The sequence below is a fragment of the Sphingobacterium sp. SRCM116780 genome (assembly GCF_021442025.1).
In the GTDB taxonomy this organism is placed as follows: Bacteria; Bacteroidota; Bacteroidia; order Sphingobacteriales; family Sphingobacteriaceae; genus Sphingobacterium.
In genome coordinates this window covers 3,448,992-3,469,804 of record NZ_CP090446.1, presented here as the reverse complement: position 1 = coordinate 3,469,804, position 20,813 = coordinate 3,448,992, and the positions used below count along the sequence as shown (strand labels likewise).

General features: G+C 35.9%; 19 protein-coding genes. 12 read left to right on the top strand and 7 right to left on the bottom strand.

What is annotated here, in order from left to right; translation table 11 throughout:
- Positions 1 to 50: 50 nt before the first annotated feature.
- Together LZQ00_RS14940 and LZQ00_RS14935 are read left to right on the top strand one after the other, a co-directional pair.
- Entirely contained in the window at positions 51 to 1,295 is a 1,245-nt protein-coding gene (locus LZQ00_RS14940; RefSeq protein ID WP_234510063.1) for a 3-deoxy-D-manno-octulosonic acid transferase, read from the top strand.
- Complete coding sequence (locus LZQ00_RS14935) at positions 1,292 to 2,320, top strand: hypothetical protein (protein ID WP_234510062.1); 1,029 nt, start codon at positions 1,292 to 1,294, stop codon at positions 2,318 to 2,320. The genes LZQ00_RS14940 and LZQ00_RS14935 overlap by 4 nt, the downstream gene beginning before the upstream one ends.
- A gap of 7 nt (positions 2,321 to 2,327) precedes the next feature.
- On the opposite strand, the gene hemW is transcribed toward LZQ00_RS14935, so the two are convergent.
- A complete protein-coding gene (gene hemW / locus LZQ00_RS14930; RefSeq protein ID WP_234514820.1) occupies positions 2,328 to 3,455 on the bottom strand; it encodes a radical SAM family heme chaperone HemW in 1,128 nt (375 codons plus the stop codon).
- 77 nt (positions 3,456 to 3,532) lie between these two features.
- Complete coding sequence (locus LZQ00_RS14925; protein WP_234510061.1) at positions 3,533 to 4,558, bottom strand: helix-turn-helix transcriptional regulator; 1,026 nt, start codon at positions 4,556 to 4,558, stop codon at positions 3,533 to 3,535.
- 841 nt (positions 4,559 to 5,399) lie between these two features.
- Here LZQ00_RS14925 and LZQ00_RS14920 point away from each other — a divergent pair.
- A complete protein-coding gene (locus tag LZQ00_RS14920) occupies positions 5,400 to 6,494 on the top strand; it encodes a slipin family protein (RefSeq protein ID WP_234510060.1) in 1,095 nt (364 codons plus the stop codon).
- A gap of 181 nt (positions 6,495 to 6,675) precedes the next feature.
- Positions 6,676 to 8,112 carry an RtcB family protein gene (locus tag LZQ00_RS14915; protein WP_234510059.1) on the top strand — a complete coding sequence of 479 codons (1,437 nt, stop codon included), beginning with the start codon at positions 6,676 to 6,678 and terminating at the stop codon, positions 8,110 to 8,112.
- Positions 8,113 to 8,157: 45 nt separating this feature from the next.
- Here LZQ00_RS14915 and LZQ00_RS14910 read toward each other — a convergent pair whose 3' ends face one another.
- Entirely contained in the window at positions 8,158 to 10,029 is a 1,872-nt protein-coding gene (locus LZQ00_RS14910) for a M1 family metallopeptidase (RefSeq protein ID WP_234510058.1), read from the bottom strand.
- 132 nt (positions 10,030 to 10,161) lie between these two features.
- On the opposite strand from LZQ00_RS14910, the gene LZQ00_RS14905 reads away from it, so the two are divergent.
- Positions 10,162 to 11,022 carry a hypothetical protein gene (locus LZQ00_RS14905; protein ID WP_234510057.1) on the top strand — a complete coding sequence of 287 codons (861 nt, stop codon included), beginning with the start codon at positions 10,162 to 10,164 and terminating at the stop codon, positions 11,020 to 11,022.
- 28 nt (positions 11,023 to 11,050) lie between these two features.
- Here LZQ00_RS14905 and LZQ00_RS14900 read toward each other — a convergent pair whose 3' ends face one another.
- From LZQ00_RS14900 to LZQ00_RS14885, 4 genes are all read right to left on the bottom strand, one after another.
- On the bottom strand, positions 11,051 to 12,448 hold the full coding sequence (locus LZQ00_RS14900) for an MBL fold metallo-hydrolase (protein ID WP_234510056.1): 1,398 nt from the start codon (positions 12,446 to 12,448) through the stop codon (positions 11,051 to 11,053).
- 64 nt (positions 12,449 to 12,512) lie between these two features.
- A complete protein-coding gene (locus LZQ00_RS14895) occupies positions 12,513 to 12,926 on the bottom strand; it encodes a DUF6691 family protein (protein ID WP_234510055.1) in 414 nt (137 codons plus the stop codon).
- 9 nt (positions 12,927 to 12,935) lie between these two features.
- Positions 12,936 to 13,490, bottom strand: coding sequence for a YeeE/YedE family protein (locus LZQ00_RS14890; protein ID WP_234510054.1), 555 nt, complete (start codon positions 13,488 to 13,490; stop codon positions 12,936 to 12,938).
- Between the two features lie 78 nt (positions 13,491 to 13,568).
- Positions 13,569 to 14,003 (bottom strand): hypothetical protein, encoded by a 435-nt coding sequence (locus tag LZQ00_RS14885; RefSeq protein WP_234510053.1) that lies wholly within the window; start codon positions 14,001 to 14,003, stop codon positions 13,569 to 13,571.
- 252 nt (positions 14,004 to 14,255) lie between these two features.
- Here LZQ00_RS14885 and LZQ00_RS14880 point away from each other — a divergent pair, with 252 nt between their 5' ends.
- The 7 genes from LZQ00_RS14880 (at position 14,256) to rlmD (ending at position 20,810) form a co-directional block, all read left to right on the top strand.
- Positions 14,256 to 15,776 carry a sulfatase gene (locus LZQ00_RS14880; protein WP_234510052.1) on the top strand — a complete coding sequence of 507 codons (1,521 nt, stop codon included), beginning with the start codon at positions 14,256 to 14,258 and terminating at the stop codon, positions 15,774 to 15,776.
- 88 nt (positions 15,777 to 15,864) lie between these two features.
- Positions 15,865 to 16,914 carry an A/G-specific adenine glycosylase gene (gene mutY / locus LZQ00_RS14875; RefSeq protein ID WP_234510051.1) on the top strand — a complete coding sequence of 350 codons (1,050 nt, stop codon included), beginning with the start codon at positions 15,865 to 15,867 and terminating at the stop codon, positions 16,912 to 16,914.
- An 18-nt stretch (positions 16,915 to 16,932) separates the two neighbouring features.
- Positions 16,933 to 17,385 carry a single-stranded DNA-binding protein gene (locus LZQ00_RS14870; RefSeq protein WP_234510050.1) on the top strand — a complete coding sequence of 151 codons (453 nt, stop codon included), beginning with the start codon at positions 16,933 to 16,935 and terminating at the stop codon, positions 17,383 to 17,385.
- Between the two features lie 146 nt (positions 17,386 to 17,531).
- Positions 17,532 to 18,569: a phenylalanine--tRNA ligase subunit alpha gene (gene pheS / locus LZQ00_RS14865; RefSeq protein WP_234510049.1), complete on the top strand. Its 1,038-nt coding sequence runs from the start codon at positions 17,532 to 17,534 to the stop codon at positions 18,567 to 18,569.
- A complete protein-coding gene (locus tag LZQ00_RS14860; RefSeq protein WP_234510048.1) occupies positions 18,570 to 18,788 on the top strand; it encodes a hypothetical protein in 219 nt (72 codons plus the stop codon).
- A gap of 2 nt (positions 18,789 to 18,790) precedes the next feature.
- Positions 18,791 to 19,366, top strand: coding sequence for a TetR/AcrR family transcriptional regulator (locus tag LZQ00_RS14855; protein WP_234510047.1), 576 nt, complete (start codon positions 18,791 to 18,793; stop codon positions 19,364 to 19,366).
- A 34-nt stretch (positions 19,367 to 19,400) separates the two neighbouring features.
- Positions 19,401 to 20,810 (top strand): 23S rRNA (uracil(1939)-C(5))-methyltransferase RlmD, encoded by a 1,410-nt coding sequence (gene rlmD / locus LZQ00_RS14850; protein ID WP_234510046.1) that lies wholly within the window; start codon positions 19,401 to 19,403, stop codon positions 20,808 to 20,810.
- Positions 20,811 to 20,813: the final 3 nt, after the last annotated feature.

Genomic DNA, 20,813 nt, shown 5'->3' with positions numbered 1-20,813 from the left:
TTAGAAAAGGGTTTAATATCTTTGACGAATATAAGTATTATTTTACGAACATGCGCCTTATTTATTCGTTAGGAATTTATCTTTATGGGCTTTTATTACGCATAATCGCACCTTTTCATCCCAAAGCGAAGCTATGGGTAACAGGTCGTAAGGACTGGTATGCGCGCATGAGTCAAACGGTTGAAGTTGGTCAAAAACACATTTGGTTTCACTTTGCATCCTTAGGTGAATTTGAACAGGGGAGAGCGGTTTTGGAAGGCATAAAAAAAGATTTTCCATCAAAAAAAATCGTCATCACTTTTTATTCTCCTTCCGGATATGAAATTCGGAAAAACAGCAATTTAGCAGATTATGTGTTTTATCTGCCTGAAGATTCAGCGAAAAATGCCAAGCTTTTTGTCGATTTAATTAACCCTGAGTTTGTTGTCTTCACCAAATATGAATATTGGCATTATTATTTTGCTGAATTGAAAAGCAGAAATATTCCTTTGTTGATGATCTCTGCGATCTTCAGACCTAATCAAGTTTTCTTTCAATCTTATGGAGGATTCTTTCGTAACATATTATCGGCAGTGACCTATTTTTTTATGCAAAATGAGGAAAGTGTGCACTTGTTGAAAGAACACGGATTTCGAAACGTCGGCTTAACGGGCGATACCCGTTTTGATCGAGTGGTTGAATTGCCAAAACAGCAAAAGCAGATCTCCGAAATCGAGCAATTTGTGAGAGGTTTTCCAGTGTTAGTCGCGGGCAGCACCTGGCCAGAAGATGAAAAGCTGTTGAAAGATTTAATGGAAAGATTCTCAGAATGGAAATTGATCATAGCACCTCATGAAATCCATGAATCACATATAGCAGCTATCATCGCTTTATTTCCTACAGCTTTACGATTCTCACATTTTAGTCAATATGATCAACAACAGATAAAAGATGCACAAGTATTCATTATCGATAATATAGGTATGTTGTCTTCTTTATATGGCTATGGTAAGATTACATATATTGGAGGTGGTTTTGGTGCTGGCATTCATAATACATTGGAAGCAGCTACTTATGGACTGCCGGTTATCTTTGGGCCGAAATACCATAAATTTCAGGAAGCTAAAGATTTGATTGAACAGAGAGCTGGATTTTCAATTCAAAATACAACAGAATTAATAACGATATTTACTCAACTGCAAGATGATATAAACCGACTAGCCGCAGGAGATCAGGCAAAATGCTACGTGCGACAACATGCAGGCGCAACGGCTATCATTATGAAATATTTAAAATCGAAAGAATTGTTGAAATGATGATGATAAAAACTTTTGTTGCTATAGCATTGTCTTTTTGCTTTTTCATTCTGAAAGGGCAAGAGAAACTCTATTATGTTATGTCTGCCGACAGCACCAAGGTAGGCGTGCGCGATGAAAAAGGAACTATTGTTATTCCACTTCTGTATCCAGTATACCAAGATTATGATTTAAATACTCCTATTGAGGAACCCCTTATTGAATTTATTGGTGTCATGGAGCAAGAAGATTATGACAAAGATAGTCCTGCTTTTGCTGTAGCAACCGTATATAACAGAAAAGGACAATTATTGTATTATCCTCAATTTTTTGATAATGGATCTGATTATTGGTCTGAAGGTTTAAGACGTTATGTTGAAAAAGGAAAAATCGGGTTTGTAGACTTTTTAGGAAATAGAATCACAGCAGCAAATTGGGGTTTTGCAGTACCTTTTAATTATGGTTATGCAACGGTATATGAAGGTAAGATGAAAAAACAATATGAAGCAGGGGGCGAACATTGGACTGTCATTCCCGCTGATGAGCATGTTAAAGAATACCTGATCAATAAGAACGGTGTTCGAGTAGAACCACTAAAAACAAAGCAACATGCCAAAGATTACCGCTATGATGGCGAGTATTATCCCAACCCGTTTCAGTATAACAAAGAAGAGCAGGCGATTTTAAATAGATTGAGTCGATATGAAACAGCGATTACCCTATTATTTAAACTCAGCTCATATCAATATGAATACGAACCTTTACAGTTGGAAATAGTAGAAAAGCCAAATCACTCTTTGCCTTATTATGTTATTGAAGCTTATGATGATCAACGTCGGTTGGATGATTACGAAATTCTTTTCGATGAAAAAACGGATAATTTTTTCATCAGCCGATGGTCTTCCAGAACTGAACTTGTTCCGTTGGATGAAATGTTGATGTCAAGTATACAAGATGATCTTCAACGAGATCCAGACTATATCAAACCTGAAACACGAAAATTGGCAGAAGAGGAGTGGCTAAAATTAAAGGCGACACCCAAATAGCTTATCGTTATTCGTATTCAGAATTGTCGTCCACAATAAACAGTTCTGACATAATATGATCGGCCATTAACTTTCCTGCATCCGTAAGGGTAAGTTGGTTTTCTAGATGTGTTAATTGCTTGTTATAGATAAATTCCTCTGCAATTTTCAATAGCTGATTTTTAACATCAGTACCAAATTTATCTTCCACGACTACGAGATTAATTCCCCACATCGTACGAAGGGAAGTCATCGTATATTCATTGAGACGATCATGTGTGGATAAGTTTTCCGTTTCTAATGGAAGCGTATTTTCTGAAATATCATGGATGTATTTTGCATTATTTGCAATATTCCAAGAACGGGAATTGCCATTGAAAGAATGTGCTGATGGTCCAATACCGAGATAATGTTTTCCTTTCCAATAGCTGGTATTGTGTTTGGCATACATGCCATTTTTAGCAAAATTGGATATTTCATATTGCTCAAAACCTTCATTTTTTAAATAGTCAATGAGCATCAACATATGATCGGCAGCCTGATCACTATCGATAGCAGGAGCTTTACCCGTTTTGATCATATGATCCAATGCTGTTTTCTTTTCCACAGTCATCGAATAAGATGAAATATGGGGGATTTGAAAATCGACTAATTTCTGCATATTCGATTTCCACTTTGCATTGGTCAATAACGGATATCCATAAATGAGATCACAGGTAATATTTTCAAATCCTGCGTCTTGTACACGCATGATACATGATTCTGCTTCTTGTTGGTTATGGGCACGATTCATCCACCTCAGGTCTTCTTCAAAGAACGATTGAATGCCTATGCTAAAGCGGTTGACTTCAGTTTGGCGTAGTTGTTCTACTTTTTCTCGATGCAGATCATCTGGATTGGCTTCCAATGTGATTTCTACATCAGGATCAATATCAAAATGTTTGGATACTTTATCGATTAATCGAGAGATATCTTCAGCGGCTAAGATAGAGGGTGTACCTCCTCCGAAATAGATGGACTTGACATTTCTGTCTTCCAGGTAATTGGATCGAAGTTCTATTTCTTTTTGAAACATACTGAGCATCTCGTCTTTATATTTCAACGAAGTGCTGAAATGAAAGTCGCAGTAATGACAGGCTTGCTTACAAAATGGAATGTGAAAATAGATCATGGAGCAAATATACGGATAGATAAATTATTGAGCATCGTTCAATTTTAAATATCAATATATCATCATACTGTTTCTTTGCTATACTGCTTGAGGTTTTTTTCAATCCTTCGTTTGATACGCTCTCGTAAATGCCGAGGTGCAATAACTTCCATATTTTCTCCGAAACCCAAGATCTCTCTTTCTAACTCAAAGTTCAGAACAACATCAAGTCTGATCAGTATGCAACCGTTATCATCTTTGTCTATGATTTGTTGTGAACTATGTATTGGTTTGGTTTCTACATAAGGAGCATTGTAGGCATCAATTTTTAAAATCACCTTTTGTCCTCGGTCTTTTTGAGTTTTTGTAACCCCTATGGTGTCAGCAAAGTAACGTTCGAAATCGATACCTTCATAAGGGATAAATCCAGCTTTTGCCATTTCATCAATATCTTCGATACGATCCAAAGCTAATGTTAATAATAAAGTTCCTTTTTTTGGTTTACAGATCAAAAACCAGCGATTGCGATATTCTTTCAGCAGATATGGGTAGTAAACAGCTTGTGTACCTCCCAATGATTTAAAGGATTTGTAGGTGATGAGTAAAGGAATCTCTTCCCGAATAGCATGGTGTATAATGGTAATCCAGTTTAAGCCTTTTAATAACTTATTGCTTTCCATCTGTACAACTGGTTTCTGTGCACCTTCAGATTTGATTAAGTTATTTTCTAAACGCACGATCATATCGCTCATCTCATCGAAATACGAAAAACCATTCAAATGCTTCAATAGATCTACTGCCTCCTTCATCTTTTCCATATCTAAAGAGGTGATTGGAGAATTGCTGATGCTGTATTTTGAATCAGCATAGCTGTAGAATTTTCTATCCGTAACAATAATAGGTGCATTATACCCCAATTTATTACTGCGCATCAGTTGAATATCTCCTTGAATGGTTCTTCTACTGATACCGTTATGGATTCCCTCTAACTCGTACAAGTTTTCTGATACTTTCTCAATAAGATCATCTAACGTCCATTTTCGGTGACGCTGACATAGGCAGTTGTCAATGGTTTTGTAGCGAATTAAAGCAAGTTTATTGATTGACATCGTATTCTTTAATAAAAAGGGTGTACTTAAAAATAGGTAATCCAATTTTACTACGCAACTTATTTGCGCATTATGACTGTTTTTTATTCTATCAGCAAAATAATGTAAAATTATTTTGCTGATTTATAGTTGTTTATTGTTTTTTCATTCTCTTTTTTAATAAAAACAGTTACTACGCAATAAGACTGCGTGATATGCCATGCACATTTGTAATGTCGGTAAGACAATAAGTTCTTTGAGAAAACAAGCGAATAGCTTTTTAAGATATATACTCGTAAGAGTATAGGACAAGGTGAGGAATTGAAGTCCTGGTTTCCTGTTTCTGTATAGCAGGATAGTGTTGGTTCTATAGAATACAATATACTGACTGAAAATAAATCACATTGTCGGATGTTGGGGTCGTAGGTTCGAATCCTACTTCCGCCTCAGGCGGAATAACTCAGAGGTAGAGTACAACAAATAAGGTGGGTTCGAGTCCCACGCACATTTCAACGTGTGTCTTTGGTTGGAGGAACGAAAGTTCCATTTTAAGTTATGACTTTCTTCAAAAAAGTCCTTAGATAAGCGCTTCGTCTCTTGTTCAGTCTATCTCTACTTTAAAAAAAATAGAATAGACAATTGAATAGCGTCTTTGTGATATAAAACAAGTCTAGTTGCAAAATTAATTTCGAGTATAAAGAGATTATTGAAAAATACATCTTAGGATGTATGGAATAAAATATCAAATTATACACAATTTATTTTTCTGTTAGACTCCTTTTATATTCCGGCTTTGGACAATGAATAAGACACGAAGTGTTTTTTAAACTAGTATAATGATTAAAAATAAAAGAATTCAGATATGAAAAGAGTAACGATAAATACAAATGAAATAGGATTGGTTATAAAAAACAATGCAGTTGTGCGTGTATTGACAATCGGAAAATATTGGTTAGGTTTTGGTGAAAAATTGGACGTATATGATCTATCAAAACCTGTTCAATCTACATTGGATATTGATGTATTGTTGCAGGTGTCAGGTTTTGCTGAGCATATTGAATTGGTAGAAGTGGCGGATACAGAGATCTGTTTGGTTTTTGTGAATAATAACTTCAAACAAATGCTCGCTGCAGGAATACATGTGTTCTGGAAAGGTTTACAAAATTATCGTTTCCAAAAGGAAGATATTACAAACATTGAGATTGGTGCAACAGTAAACAAACAACTATTAGAAAAACAAACGTTGTTGTATTATGTACGCCAATTTAAGTTGGAACCATCTGAAAAAGGATTGTTGTTTCTTGACGGGGTCTTTACGAAAGTATTGGATGCAGGAACATACTACTGGTGGAAAAATGCAACATCGATTGCAATTTCAAAAGTAGATATGCGGTTGACGACAATGGATATTGTGGGACAAGAGATCTTGACAAAAGATAAAGCACAAATTCGGATCAACTTCTCTATACAATATCAAGTTGTTGATGTGTTGAAAGCTTTATTGGAGAATAAAGAGTTTGAAAAGCAATTGTATATGTTGATGCAATTGGCATTGCGTGCTTACATTGGTCGAATGACGTTGGATGAATTGATGGAGAATAAATCTGAAATCAATACGCAAGTTTTATCGGAAACAGCTGCACAAGTGGAATTGTTAGGTGTGAAGGTATTCCATGCGGGTGTGAAAGACATTATCTTGCCAGGGGATATCCGTGAGATTATGAATCAGGTCTTGGTGGCAGAGAAAAAAGCACAGGCCAATATCATCACACGTCGTGAGGAAACTGCTTCGACAAGAAGCTTGTTAAATACGGCTAAGTTGATGGAAGAAAATGCAATGTTGTTTAAATTGAAAGAGATGGAGTACGTGGAGAAGATTGCCGAGAAAATAAATAATATCTCAGTGTCTGGAAATGGACAAGTGGTCGATCAACTGAAACAATTGTTTGTGAAATAATCCAAAACGGCTCATCGATCATTATAATGGTAGTGAGGTGATTGATGAACGGAAACAGAAAGAGGTGCAGGGGGCAACGGTAAAGAGGTGTTGTCCCTTGCTTAAAGAAAAAAATAGAATTAATACAAGTATATTATAGGAATACAATGACGATTCCTATCAGACAGGATTAAGGTACTCAATGAACAATAGAATTATGGAAAATAAAAGAATAAACGGTAATGACTTAATTGCCTTAGGATATAAAGAAAATTTTGCTTTAGGAGAAGCGTTAAAAATCAATAAAAAGAGATTGGGTTTTACACGAGAGCAAATGATAGTAAAATTTACAGAAGTGTTGACCAACCCTGATGCTTATCTAGAAGATGCAATATTTCAACCGTTAGTCGCAGCTCTTTTAAATGTGGATGAAGTCGCTAAAAATGTCATCACTTTAAAAGAAGGAAAACAAGCATATAAGATCTATGGGAAGGAGCAAATTGAAGATGGAGCATTGCTTCAAATGGATGTTGCCATGAAACTTCCAGTAGCTGTGGCAGGAGCATTGATGCCAGACGCGCACCAAGGGTATGGATTACCTATTGGCGGGGTGTTGGCAACAACCAATGCTGTAATCCCATATGGTGTAGGTGTTGATATCGGATGTCGTATGGCTTTATCGATCTTTGATGTGCCAGAAGAGCATTTGTATGTGCATCATGATTTTTATAAAAAAGTGTTACTGGATCATACCAAATTTGGAGCGGGTCACGGTTACCTGAAACATGAACGCGTTGATCATGCTGTCTTGGAGCATCATGCTTTTGAAACCAATGACTTTGTTCGTCAATTGAAAGATAAAGCGTGGACACAATTGGGATCTTCAGGAGGTGGAAATCACTTCGTTGAATTTGGAATCATGGAGTTTAAAGAATCAGATATGGCTTTAGGTATAGAAAAAGGTCGATATGTCGCTTTATTGACGCACTCTGGATCTAGAGGACTGGGAGCAACCATTGCCGATCACTATACAAAGTTGGCCAAAAAAGTTTGTCAGTTACCTTATGAGGCTCAAAATTTAGCTTACATGGGCTTGGATACTGCAGAAGGACAAGAATATTGGTTGGCGATGAATTTAGCGGGTGACTATGCCTCTGCTTGTCATGAGGTGATTCATGAAAAAATTAAAACTGCTTTGGGCGCAGAACGATTGGCGATGGTGGAGAATCATCATAATTTTGCTTGGAAGGAATTATGGAAGGGAGAGGAAGTGATCGTTCATCGTAAAGGAGCAACGCCAGCTGCCAAAGGTGTCTTGGGAATTATTCCTGGTTCTATGGCAACAGCAGGCTTCTTGGTAAGAGGAAAAGGAGAGGAAGCTGCTATACAATCTGCTTCACATGGAGCAGGTCGATTGATGAGTCGAACAAAAGCGATAAAAACCTTAGCTCCTGATGCTTTAAAATCAATGCTGCTTGACCATGGAGTTACGTTAATAGGAGCGGGTATGGATGAGGCGCCTATGGCTTATAAAAATATCCATGAGGTCATGGCTGCACAAGAAGATCTTGTGGATGTTATTGCGAGCTTCTCGCCAAAAATTGTTCGTATGGCGGATGATGGTAGCCGTGAAGATTAATGGCAAAAAAAGAGTCCGATTTAATTGTCGGACTCTTTGTGGTTATTATTTCTTTTCCCAAGTATTGTTGGCAGATTCAACATCTGCTAAACGTAGAGAGGGATCGATGATCACTTTTTTAACTTTTTTAGATACGGGAATACGATAAGCAGGTTGAGTCCAATTCCAATCTTCCAAAACAGTTCGTTTAAATCCTTCGTATATGTTGAAATGCTCAGTTGGTTTTTCTCCTCGCATTTCACGCAATGGGATATAAAAAAGTTCTTTTGAACCGTCTTCATACTCGACAGATAAATCAATCGGCATAGCAAAATCCGATTTGTTTTGTAAGGTAATTTCTTTATCCGTAACGTTTTCAATAGCATAATCAATTTTACGAGTGGTATTAAGGAAAAGATTGAAATACCACTTTAAATTAATACCAGAAACGTTCTCAGCAATTCTTTTGAAATCATTTGGTGTTGGATGTTTGAATTTCCACTGTTTATAAAATTCTAAGAAAGTTTTATCTAAGTTCTCCTGTCCAATGATGTAACCTAATTGCACGGCCAAAACCTGACCTTTATTATACGCTTCATTGCTATAAGCATAGTTGGTGTTGTAATAATCTGCTAAGAGACTTGCAGGCTCTTCTTTGCCCGATAATGCTAATTTGTAGTAAGCACGATACGCCTCGATAGAGGGGTTTGCTTCGATAGCACCACGTTTTTCAAATAGATGTTGGAGTGCCAATTCTTCTACATAAGAAGTAAATCCTTCATCAAACCATTCGTCTACTGTCTCATTAATACCAAATAAATGTTGATACCAAGAATGCGCTGCTTCATGGAAAATAACACCTACCAAACTCTTTAAGTTACGACCTCCTGTCACTAATGTTGCGGTTCCATATTCCATGCCACCGTCACCACCTTGAATAATCGTGTAGTTCGGCCAAGGATAGGCACCAAATCTGCTTGAATTGAAATCAAAAAACGCTGTTGCTAATCCCAATGCCGTTTTCCAATTTGTTCTAACAGAGTCGTCTTGTGGGATAAAAACCGTGTATACATGTACACCCCCTTTACTTAAAGCTGAGTCCACTGCAAATTTTGGATCGGCAGCCCAGACAAAGTCATGGATGTTTTTCGCAACATAATGCCATTGTACTTTATTGTCTTTTGCCTTTAATTTTGGTCTTGAAACGTATCCTTTTACTTGATTTGGATTTTGAAGAACGCCAGAAGCTCCTAAGACATAATTTTTATTGATATTGATCGTGACATCAAAATTGCCGAATGGAGCAATGAATTCACGTCCAATATATTCATCTAGATGCCATCCAAATTCATCAAAATGAGCCATTTTTGGATACCATTGTGCCATTGAAAGTGCTACTCCTTCTTTGGAATTACGTCCAGATCTTCTGATTTGTTCTGGAACTTGTGCTTCCCATTTCATTTCAAAAGTTGCCGTTTCTCCGTCTTCAATTGCATTTGGAAGTGTCACTTCTAAGATCGTACCATCTACTTTAAAGGTGGTATTATTGCCATTCATCGCTAACGACTTTATTTTTTGATAACCAATTTGTTTTGGTGTCAAAACAGCTATGCGACTTTGGTATTGTGGTTTTTCTTTCGTGCCTATGTTGGTCGTCATCCTTTTATCTGGATCGATAATGTTTGACAGTCTGTTATCCATCATGGATCCTGGTTGAAAGGCATTGAAATATAAATGGAAATATACTTTGTTTAATGACTGACCAGAATTATTCGTGTATTTCAACTGCATGAAACCATCATATTGATATGTTTTTTCATTCATATCAATATCCATTTTGTAATCTACAGCTTGTTGCCAATAGCCTTTTCGTTGCGCATTTGTCGTTTGGATGAGGAATATTCCTATGATTAATGTATAAAGGTATTTTAAATTCATAGTTCAAACATACAAAAATGATTAGAAATTAGGGGAATGGATTCTTCGGATCTTTTGTAAAAATAGTTTGATAAAAGGTTGTTTTTATTTATTTGGATTGCTATTTTAGAAATATTATTAACCAAAAGTTTTATGGAAGAAATATATTATAAATCTTCAGGAAAAGCTCCTATAGGAGGAGTATTGTCTGCTATTATTGCTGGATTATCTGTTTCGGTGGTTTTGGCTATTGTCTATATTGCTTTACAATGGTTTATACCAATTGTATATTTCAACTTTTTGATCACCTTAGGGTTGGCATTTGCTGTATTTTATGTCATTGACTTTCTGTGTAAAACTGGGAAAGTAAGAAATCGAAGTATCGCATTATTGTTTACATTGCTTTGTTCTTTGACAGCATATTATGCACAATGGTGTCTGTTTGTCTCGTTGATGTTTAACGCGGAAGGTACGATGGGAGGGGACATGTGGGTAAAATCTTCTTTTAATCTGGATGGCTTTTTATATTTTTTATCTCATCCACTGGATACATTTGCGGGCATTCAAGAGTTGAATGAGGTTGGTACTTTTTCGCTTAAGAAAAGTGTTGTAAGTGGTTGGCCATTGTGGATTTTATGGACAATTGAAGCGGCAGCTATTGTTGGTTATCCACTTTTTTTAGCATTTTCAGGAAAGACAAGTACACCTTTTTCTGAAAAGGATAATGAATGGATGAACAAAAGAGAACTAGAAAAACCAATAGCTGCAGTACAGGATAAAGAAAGTTTACTGCATCAGCTGAAAGGTAATGATTTTAAAAGCTTGCATGTACATCTGCAAGAAGAAGAATTAGGGAATGAATTTGCAACGGTGACTGTATATGAATCTCCAGGAGATGATCATCAATACATTTCCATTGTTAATCATAAATTGGAATCAAACAAGAAGGGAGAAGTGGTTGATAAGAAAAAAGATATCATCACCTATTTTAGAATTCCTGCACATAGTCTTTAACTAGCAAAGGCGGTTTAAATCGCCTTTGCTAGTTAACTATTTTGCCATTTTTTTCTTTCCATTCTTTCATAGCGTGACTATAGTTTTTGACGTTTTTTATTCCAGCTCTATATAAGAGCGACATGGCTATGGTGGCACGATCTCCAGACTGGCAATGTAAATACAAATCTTTGCTTTGATCGATTTTATGGAGGTTGTCTGTTAGCGTTCCAACGAATAGATGTGTGGCATTCGGAAGATGTCCTTCATCGAATTCGCTTTTGTTTCTGACATCTAAGATTTGAATATTGGAATTATCTAAAGCATGATTCATCTCCTCAAAATCAATAATTTGTTGTGTTTTGAGTGGTATGTTGCATGATGATAACGTTTGAGGATCTATAAACCCAATTGCCTGATCAAGCCCAATACGCATTAATTTACGTGTAACATCTTCCAACTGTTTTTCTTCCACGATCAAGAGGAATGGTTTTTCGTAATCCAAGATCCATCCCGCCCAATTACTAAAGGATTTGTTATTTTGAATATTGATGCTGTTCGGTATGAATCCCTTTGCAAAATCAGCTTTATTGCGTGTATCAATAATTGTCACACCACTATCGTAGTAAGTTAAAAACTTTTGGTGGTCTAATTTTTTATAAATGGGTACTTCCGTTAAAAGAGGACGATTTATTTTATTGAGTTTCTTCATCATCGCAAAATACTTCGGAGTCTCCGGTTGTCCATCCAATAGCTCTTGAATAAATCCTCCTTCATTATCCCCAAATTGTAAAGCCCAATTTCTTATTTTCTCATACCCTACAGTTGTACTGGGAACAGCTCCTAATGATTTTCCACAGGCTGATCCTGCTCCATGTGCGGGCCAGACCTGAACATAATCTGGGAGTCTAGAAAATATTTTTAAAGATGCAAACATATGATGTGCACCAACCTCTTTGGTGCCAATAAGTCCTGCGGCAGTCTCCAATAAATCAGGACGCCCAATATCTCCTACAAAAACAAAATCTCCTGTAAATAACATAACAGGTGCATCTGTAGCAGGGGTGTCGATCAATAAAAAACTAAGACTTTCAGGTGTGTGTCCAGGGGTGTGCAATACTTGAAAAACTAAATTTCCAACGTTTATTTCATCATGATGTTTTAAGCCAATATGATCAAAAGCATATTGCCAATATGATCCCCCTTCATCAGAAAGATAGAGCTTTGCTCCTGTCAAGGCAGCTAATTCCAAGGAACCAGATAAATAGTCTGCATGAATATGTGTTTCGGCAATATGTGTTATTTTTAAATTGTTTTTTTGTGCAATCTCCAAATAAGTATCTACATCTCTTTTAGGGTCGATCACAATGGCTACCCCCTTAGCTTGACAACCAATAAGATAACTTGCATGTGCTAATGAAGATTCGAAAATGTGTTGAAAAAACATAATTATTTTTTAGGGCTTATTAAAATGATGAATTACCTATTGAACATGAATCATAGTCATTAGACTAATGGGGTATTTTATCTCGAACAAGACCATATAACCAGGTTCCTAAAATAGCAAATACAAGTACAATTCCCAGAGTCCAGTAGCCAGAACCGATTAAGGTAAACATAGGACCTGGACAGGCACCTGTTAACGCCCAGCCTAGTCCGAAGATCGTACCTCCGACAAGGTATCGTGTAATACTTTTATTTTTATCGTGAAATTGAATGGGAACACCGTTGCTATCTTTTACTTTCTTTCTTTTAATAATCTGAACAATGATGATTGCTGTTGTTAAAGCGGTTCCTATGATTCCATACATATGGAAGGATCGAAATTGAAACATTTCGTAAATGCGATACCAAGATGCCGCTTCTGATTTGTACATAATAATGCCAAATAGTATTCCGATGAGGATGAATTTTAACTGTTTCATGTCCTTGATCTAGAAAATAAGTGGAAAAATAAAATGTACCATGATGACGCCACCGATAAAGAATCCGATAACGGCAATTAAAGAAGGGAGTTGGAAATTACTTAGACCTGAGATCGCGTGACCAGAAGAACAGCCTCCAGCATATCGGGTACCAAAGCCAATCAATAGTCCCCCAATACTTAAAATAAGGAATTGGAAAAGTGAACCATTAAATATGAATATACTTTCGGGCATATAACCTCTTAATTGGTCTATGATACCTAACGATTGCAAATCCGAGATACTTTTAGGATTGATGTCAGCTGCAGATCCATCACTTAAATAGTAGTGTGCAATGAATCCTCCGATTATTGTTCCTAAAACAATCAGTAGATTCCATATTTGCGATTTCCAATCAAAACGAAAGAAGGCGCTTGTTTTACCAGCACCAACAATTGTACACATGGTTCTCAGATTATTGGATATCCCAAAGTCTTTACCTTGTTTGAGGAGTAAAAACATGACAAGGGCAATCAAAGGGCCTGAAATATACCAAGGCCATGGCTTTTGAATAATTTCCAACATAGGTATAATCTATTTGATAACAAAAGAATGAAAGATGATGACTAAAGTTACACAATCTTTTGCTCTTTTGTTATCAGACTACATGTCGTAGTATTCTATTTTTTGATCCTTTAGCGATTCACAAAAACTTTTTAGATCATCTTCGGCTTCGAATAATTTGTTTCTCCAAGCTCTAATATTACCTTTTTGTTTGAGTTTGATGATGATTAGGTTTCCTCCAGATCTTCTCAGGTTGCGAACATAATCGATATCTGTCAGAGGTATAGTTTTACTGAAGGAACTATTTTCCATTGTTAATTGATTGTTCTCAATGGTCCAAACAGATGTTTTCTTTGCACATTTCACAGCGATGAAAAGTACTAAGGGTAAGGAGAACAGAGCGATCATTATTTTAACGACTTCTGATAAAGGAAGCCGTGTAACGATATAGACAAGAGTCAACACAAATAACAGGAGTAGTAGCATGTAGCGCCCACGATGCAAGGTTGAAATTTTAAAGCTCAATTTTTCCATGTTATTGTTTTGCTACAAAGAAACAGAAACAATAGGCGAAAACAAAACTAGTATACATTATATGTTGTGAAGAAGGACGGTGGTTTTAGCGGAGACTCTTATTGACTTTGTTAATTGCGAATATATACAGCACATCTTTACTCCCATAAAGTTGGATGTTGTGACTTTTTCGTTATAAAACGAATCGAAATCTTTGTTTTAAATGGTTTCTGTATATTTGAAATTCAACCAAATTAATACCTTTTCTAAGCTATGAAAAAATCAGCTCTATTTTTTATTTTCTGTGTTGCTCATGTGATTGTTTTTGCTCAAAAAAAACCAAATATGGTCATCATTATTTCTGATGATCACGCTTATCAAGCAATTGGAGCGTATGGTTCTCAATTTGCACATACACCAAATATTGATAAAATCGCATCGACAGGTGTTCGCATGGACAGAGCATATGTGACTAATTCAATCTGCAGTCCTAGTAGAGCAACATTATTGACAGGAAAATATAGCCATAAGAATGGATTTAAAGATAATGAGACCTCGAACTTTGATCATAGTCAAGATTTGTTTGTTAAAGATTTACAAAAAGTAGGATATAAAACGGCTTGGATTGGTAAACAGCATTTAGGAAATGAACCTCAAGGGTTTGATTATTTTAGTGTTTTGGTGGGGCAAGGAACTTACTTTAATCCAACGTTTATTAATAAAGGAAATCAAAGAGAAGCTGTCGAAGGATATGTTTCGGATATTGTAACGGATAAGGCAACGCGTTGGTTAGATTCGTTAGATAAAAATAATCCTTTTTGTCTGATTATTGGTCATAAAGCAACACATCGTACTTGGATGCCTGATCCGCAAGATTTTGGAAAAAACGATCACAAGAAATTTCAACTTCCAGCAAATTTTTATGATCACTATGAAGACCGCTTATCTGCCGCTGGTCAAGAAATGTCAATTGACAAAGATATGCAAATGGCTTATGATTTGAAGATGTACGAGTCGACCGAGAAAATGAAGACAGAGAGAAGTTTTGCTCGGATGAATGAAAAACAGCTAACGTCTTATATGGCCTATTATAAACCAATTAAAGAGCAATTGGATATGCAAAAACTATCTGGAAAGGCCTTGGCTGAATGGAAATATCGCCGCTATATGATTGACTATTTGAATACGGCAGAATCTATGGATCGTAATATTGGACGGGTGTTGGACTATTTGAAAGAGCATAATTTAGAGAAAAACACTTTAGTGATGTACGTATCCGACCAAGGATTTTATATGGGCGAGCACGGTTGGTTCGATAAGCGATTTATGTATGAAGAATCTTTTAGAACACCAATGGTTATTCAATTTCCGGAATTGATAGCGAAGGGTACGATATCTAATGCTAAAATAATGAATGTTGATATAGCACCAACGCTACTGGAATTAGCGGGTGTCAAGAAACCTGCTGAAATGCAAGGAGAGTCATTTGTCAAAGTGTTAAAAGGTCAAGACAAAGAAGGGCGAGAAAATTTATACTATCATTATTATGAAAATGGGGAACATGCTGTTTCTCCTCATTTTGGAGTAAGTGATGGCCGTTATAAACTCATTCGTTTTTATAAGCGTGTCAATGCTTGGGAATTGTACGACTTAAGTGAGGATCCTTCTGAAATGAAGAATATATACGGATCGGCATCTTCAAAAACGATCAACACGTTGAAAAAGAAGCTAAAAAAAGAAATTCAGAAGGTCGATGATAAGGAGGCGTTAACCATTTTTAATCAGAAGTTGTAATGAAATGATTACCGTACTAATATCCTTCTTGTGTAAATAATAAAAAGACATAATTTGATAGACGTTTAAAAAAACGCAAATTTGCAGCATGTCATTTGCTAAAAAGATAATGGAATGGTATCACGAACATCAACGTGATTTACCTTGGAGAAATACAAGAGATCCGTATAAAATCTGGCTTTCTGAGATTATTTTGCAACAGACTCGCGTTGAGCAAGGCTTACCTTACTATTTGCGATTTGTAGCACGTTATGATGATGTACTGGCATTTGCAAATGCTTCTGAAGATGATATTTTGCATTTATGGCAAGGTTTAGGTTATTATTCCCGAGGTCGTAATATGCATAAGACAGCAAGAATAGTGCGAGATCAGTATCACGGGAATTTTCCGAAAGCATATGAAGAATTAATCAAATTGCCTGGAATAGGGGAGTATACAGCTGCCGCAATTTCTTCTTTCTCTAATGACGAACCTCAGGCTGTTTTAGATGGGAATGTCTTTCGTGTACTCGCTCGATTTTATGGCATTGATACACCAATCAATATCCCTGCAGGAAAAAAGATCTTTACCCAGCTAGCTAAAGATAACTTAGACAGGATGCATCCTGCTTTATATAATCAGGCAATTATGGATTTTGGAGCGCTACATTGTAAACCAAGATCTCCTTTATGTCAAACATGTGAACTTCAATTAGACTGTTTTGGAAACGTGAACGATATGATTGATGTATTGCCTGTCAAGATTAAACCTAAGAAAAGTAAAAATCGCTATTTTCACTATTTTATCATTCAACAGGATGATGCGATATTGATGTCTAAAAGAGGATCTAATGATGTTTGGGAGAATTTATACGAGTTTCCTATGATTGAAATAAATGAACCACTGGAAGGTATTGAGATCGTTGGTAAGGAAGAGTTTATGGCTATATTTGGCTCGGAAGTACAGTTGGAATTATTGCAGACGAATAAGAAACATATTTTAAGCCATCAGAATATCTTCGCCAGTTTTTATCGGATATTAACTCCCTTTAGCCTAGATCAAAAAAAAATAAATTGGAATTATGTTTTATTAAAAGATTTGGATAAATTAGCTAAACATAAGCTCATTTTTTCTTTTTTAGAAACAGCTAAATTATAACCAAAATACCTTAATATTATGTCAGGAGTTAACAAAGTTATTCTAGTAGGCCATTTAGGCAAAGATCCAGAAATTAGATATTTAGATAATAATGTTTCTGTTGCTAGTTTTCCATTAGCAACATCAGAAACATTTAATCGAGATGGAAAACGTGTAGAGCAAACAGAATGGCATACTGTTGTGCTATGGCGAGGATTAGCAGATGTTGCGGCAAAGTATTTGGCAAAAGGAAAATTAGTTTATATCGAAGGGCGTTTACGAACAAGGTCATATGAAGATAAAGAGGGTATCAGACGTTATTCAACAGAGATAGTTGCAGAAAATTTCACCTTATTGGGTCGAAAATCTGATTTTGAACCCACATCTCCTGCAGCTACATCAGAACAAACACAAGCAGAGAAAATAGAGAATAAAGATGTAGAAGTTAATTTTACAGAGAATGAAAATGATAGTGATCCACTACCATTCTAAATAGAAATTTTAAAATAGAAAAGGAGTATCATTCGTTTTGATGCTCCTTTTTTATGGATTCCTTTTTTGTATCCATAAACAAATTTAACTTTCTCTTGCTAAAACCCTTTATCTTTTATAATATTTTGCTGTATCTTTGAATAATTATGTTGCAAGATAAAATAACGCAGTATACTGAGGAAATCAAGCAATTTGCTCCTAATTCTTCAGTTGATGTAGAAAATTTCAGATTGAAATTTTTAGTTTCAAAAGGTATTGTTAAAGGTTTGTTCGATAATTTTAAAACCGTTTCTAGTGAAGAGAAACGTGTTTTGGGTAAGGTATTGAATGAATTTAAACAATTGGCTGAAACAGCATATCAAGAGGCTCATGAAAAATTTGGTACGAATGAGTCTGCTGTTCAAAAGAGTGAAGGTGATTTGACTTTACCTGGTCAAGGGTTTAAGTTAGGTTCTCGTCACCCACTTTCTTTAGTCCGTAAAGAAATCGTTGAGATCTTTAAAAAATTAGGATTCATCGTTTCCGAAGGTCCCGAAATTGAAGATGATTGGCATAACTTTTCTGCGTTAAATTTTCCTCCAGAACATCCTGCACGTGATATGCAAGATACTTTTTTTATCAAAAAACAGGAAGGTAATGACATTACTTTGCGTACACATACATCCTCTGTTCAAGTACGTTTGATGGAAGCTGGTCAGCCTCCTTTCCGAGCAATTATGCCTGGCCGTGTTTACCGTAATGAAGCGATTTCTTCTCGTGCGCATTGTTTCTTTCATCAAGTGGAAGGCCTTTATGTGGATGAAAATGTATCATTTGCTGATTTGAAACAGACGCTTTTCCATTTTGTACAAGAATTATATGGTGAGGGAACTCAGGTTCGTTTCCGCCCTTCTTATTTCCCTTTTACAGAGCCTTCTGCAGAGATGGATATTTCATGTACGATCTGTAAAGGTGCGGGTTGTCAATTGTGTAAGTATTCAGGTTGGGTAGAGATTTTAGGCTGCGGTATGGTAGATCCAAATGTGTTAGATAACTGTGGAATTGATAGTCAAAAATATTCTGGTTTTGCATTCGGAATGGGTATAGAACGTGTCACCAATTTAAAATATGAGATTAAAGATTTACGACTATTTTCCGAGAATGACGTGAGATTTTTGTCTCAATTTGAAAGCGAACTTATTTAAATGTTAAAAAGAATCTATTATTTTATCCTGTTGTCTCTGCCTTTTGAAACGCAATGGAGTACAAAAGATAGTGACAATAGTATTATTCAGATAGATTTTAAAGATAAATTTAGTCAAGCATTATTTCCAATCGTTTTTCTTATTGGAAATAATGCTTTTGTTCAGAAAGCTGTGGCTGTTGCAGTGACTGGTATATCGTTAGTTATATTTTCAAGCTAATTATGGAAGCAGATAAAATTATTGAATCGATTAAAAGATCTGCTCGGGAGCTCTTCCGAAAATATGGTTATAATAAAACCAGTGTCAATGAACTCGCTAAAAAGGCAAATATTGCTAAAGCCACGTTTTATAAATATTTCGATAGCAAAGAACTTATTCTGCATACGATCTTAATGGAGTATATCCAGGAGAATGTGAAAGATATCCTAAAGAAGAATGTTGGTGAAGAAGATTTAGCCGTTTTTTTGGGGAATACTATTCTCAAAGTAAGCCGTCTCACTTATACGGTTTGTAATGAATTTGTTGGATGGGAATTTATCCGGGAATCGGCAAATGCACAAGAATATTTAAAAACACTATCAGATGATCTGGAATTCTTATTGCTAAGCTCGTTCATCCAAAATGATACTATCGCGGCCTCTATTTCTGAAAAAAAATTAACATTCTTAATTAAAACGAGTAAAAACATCGTTTTCTCATTCGCTTTTACAGCTGTTACTGAAGCTGACGTACGTAAAAATTTCATCTCTTTCCAAAAAGAGATTCTCCCTTATTTGGTTCACGCAACTATTCATTAAAATTCTAATCAAAAAAGCGTAATTTTGCGCCAATATGAGAAGAAGAAGTTCACAAGAAAGATTAGTTTTCAACGATATTGAAATTGTCGATATTGCAGAAGAAGGCAAAGGTGTTGGTAAAACAGATGATTTGGTATTGTTTATTGAAAAAGCAATTCCGGGTGATGTGGTTGACGTGGAATTGATACGCAAAAAGAAAAGCTTTGGTGAAGGCCGTATTCAAACGTTGAAAAAAGCTTCACAACATCGTGTCGATCCTTTCTGTGAACATTTTGGAGTATGTGGTGGTTGTAAATGGCAACATATGACTTATGATGCACAATTGCTATTTAAACAACAATCGGTCGTCAATGCATTAACCCGTATTGGTAAGGTGGATACCTCTTCAATGGAACCCATATTAGCCTCCGCTGAAACAGAATATTACCGTAATAAACTCGAATATACTTTTTCGAATAAAAAGTGGTTGACGTCTGTTGATGATAATGTCGATGGTTTGGATATGAATGCTTTGGGATTTCACGTTCCAGGTCGCTTTGATAAAATATTAAATGTTGATCATTGCTACCTGCAGGAAGATCCTTCTAATATACTGCGTAATAGCGTGCGAGCGTTTGCCGTTGCAAATGATATGTCTTTTTATGATTTACGTGAACATAGTGGTGTTTTACGTAATTTAATTATTCGTATATCTTCTACAGGGGAGCTGATGGTGATTGTGGTGTTTGCATATCCAAAAGAAAGACAAATAGAATTATTGATGTCATTCTTAAAAGAAAAATTTCCGACCATAACCTCTCTTTTATATATCGTCAATCAGAAAAAGAATGATACGATCTTTGATCAAGAAATCGTTATATATAATGGTCGTGATTATATCTATGAAGAAATGGAAGGACTAAAATTTAAAGTTGGTCCAAAATCATTTTATCAAACAAACTCAGCACAAGCATATGAATTGTATAAAATAACAAGAGATTTTGCTGGTTTATCAGGCGATGAACTTGTTTATGATTTATATACAGGTGCTGGTACTATTGCCAATTTCGTTGCTAAATATGCGAAAGAAGTGGTGGGAGTTGAGTATGTGCCATCAGCAATTGAGGATGCAAAGGTGAATTCTGAAATCAATGGCGTAAAGAATACGAAGTTCTATGCGGGTGATATGAAGGATGTACTGACGGCTAATTTTATTGCGCAACATGGTAAGCCTGATGTGGTTATTACAGATCCTCCTCGTGCAGGTATGCATGCGGATGTTGTGGCTCGTTTATTAGAAATGGAAGCTCCAAAAATCGTATACGTTAGTTGTAATGCGGCAACTCAGGCGCGTGATTTGACATTGTTAGCAGAAAAGTATGAGGTTGTACGAATCAAACCTGTTGATATGTTCCCACATACGCAACACGTAGAAAATGTGGTTTTATTAAAATTGAAAGGATAATAT

Bases quoted from the DNA above. Each gene is read 5' to 3' on its own strand.
- LZQ00_RS14940 (WP_234510063.1), top strand. From the start codon at position 51: ATGCGCCTTATTTATTCGTTAGGAATTTATCTTTATGGGCTTTTATTA.
- LZQ00_RS14910 (WP_234510058.1), bottom strand. From the start codon at position 10,029: ATGAATTTAAAATACCTTTATACATTAATCATAGGAATATTCCTCATC.
- LZQ00_RS14935 (WP_234510062.1), top strand. From the start codon at position 1,292: ATGATGATGATAAAAACTTTTGTTGCTATAGCATTGTCTTTTTGCTTT.
- LZQ00_RS14925 (WP_234510061.1), bottom strand. From the start codon at position 4,558: ATGTCAATCAATAAACTTGCTTTAATTCGCTACAAAACCATTGACAAC.
- LZQ00_RS14860 (WP_234510048.1), top strand. From the start codon at position 18,570: ATGTTAAAAAGAATCTATTATTTTATCCTGTTGTCTCTGCCTTTTGAA.
- LZQ00_RS14870 (WP_234510050.1), top strand. From the start codon at position 16,933: ATGTCAGGAGTTAACAAAGTTATTCTAGTAGGCCATTTAGGCAAAGAT.
- pheS (WP_234510049.1), top strand. From the start codon at position 17,532: ATGTTGCAAGATAAAATAACGCAGTATACTGAGGAAATCAAGCAATTT.
- LZQ00_RS14880 (WP_234510052.1), top strand. From the start codon at position 14,256: ATGAAAAAATCAGCTCTATTTTTTATTTTCTGTGTTGCTCATGTGATT.
- LZQ00_RS14895 (WP_234510055.1), bottom strand. From the start codon at position 12,926: ATGAAACAGTTAAAATTCATCCTCATCGGAATACTATTTGGCATTATT.
- LZQ00_RS14905 (WP_234510057.1), top strand. From the start codon at position 10,162: ATGGAAGAAATATATTATAAATCTTCAGGAAAAGCTCCTATAGGAGGA.
- mutY (WP_234510051.1), top strand. From the start codon at position 15,865: ATGTCATTTGCTAAAAAGATAATGGAATGGTATCACGAACATCAACGT.
- LZQ00_RS14885 (WP_234510053.1), bottom strand. From the start codon at position 14,003: ATGGAAAAATTGAGCTTTAAAATTTCAACCTTGCATCGTGGGCGCTAC.
- rlmD (WP_234510046.1), top strand. From the start codon at position 19,401: ATGAGAAGAAGAAGTTCACAAGAAAGATTAGTTTTCAACGATATTGAA.
- LZQ00_RS14915 (WP_234510059.1), top strand. From the start codon at position 6,676: ATGAACAATAGAATTATGGAAAATAAAAGAATAAACGGTAATGACTTA.
- LZQ00_RS14920 (WP_234510060.1), top strand. From the start codon at position 5,400: ATGAAAAGAGTAACGATAAATACAAATGAAATAGGATTGGTTATAAAA.
- LZQ00_RS14900 (WP_234510056.1), bottom strand. From the start codon at position 12,448: ATGTTTTTTCAACACATTTTCGAATCTTCATTAGCACATGCAAGTTAT.
- LZQ00_RS14890 (WP_234510054.1), bottom strand. From the start codon at position 13,490: ATGTTGGAAATTATTCAAAAGCCATGGCCTTGGTATATTTCAGGCCCT.
- LZQ00_RS14855 (WP_234510047.1), top strand. From the start codon at position 18,791: ATGGAAGCAGATAAAATTATTGAATCGATTAAAAGATCTGCTCGGGAG.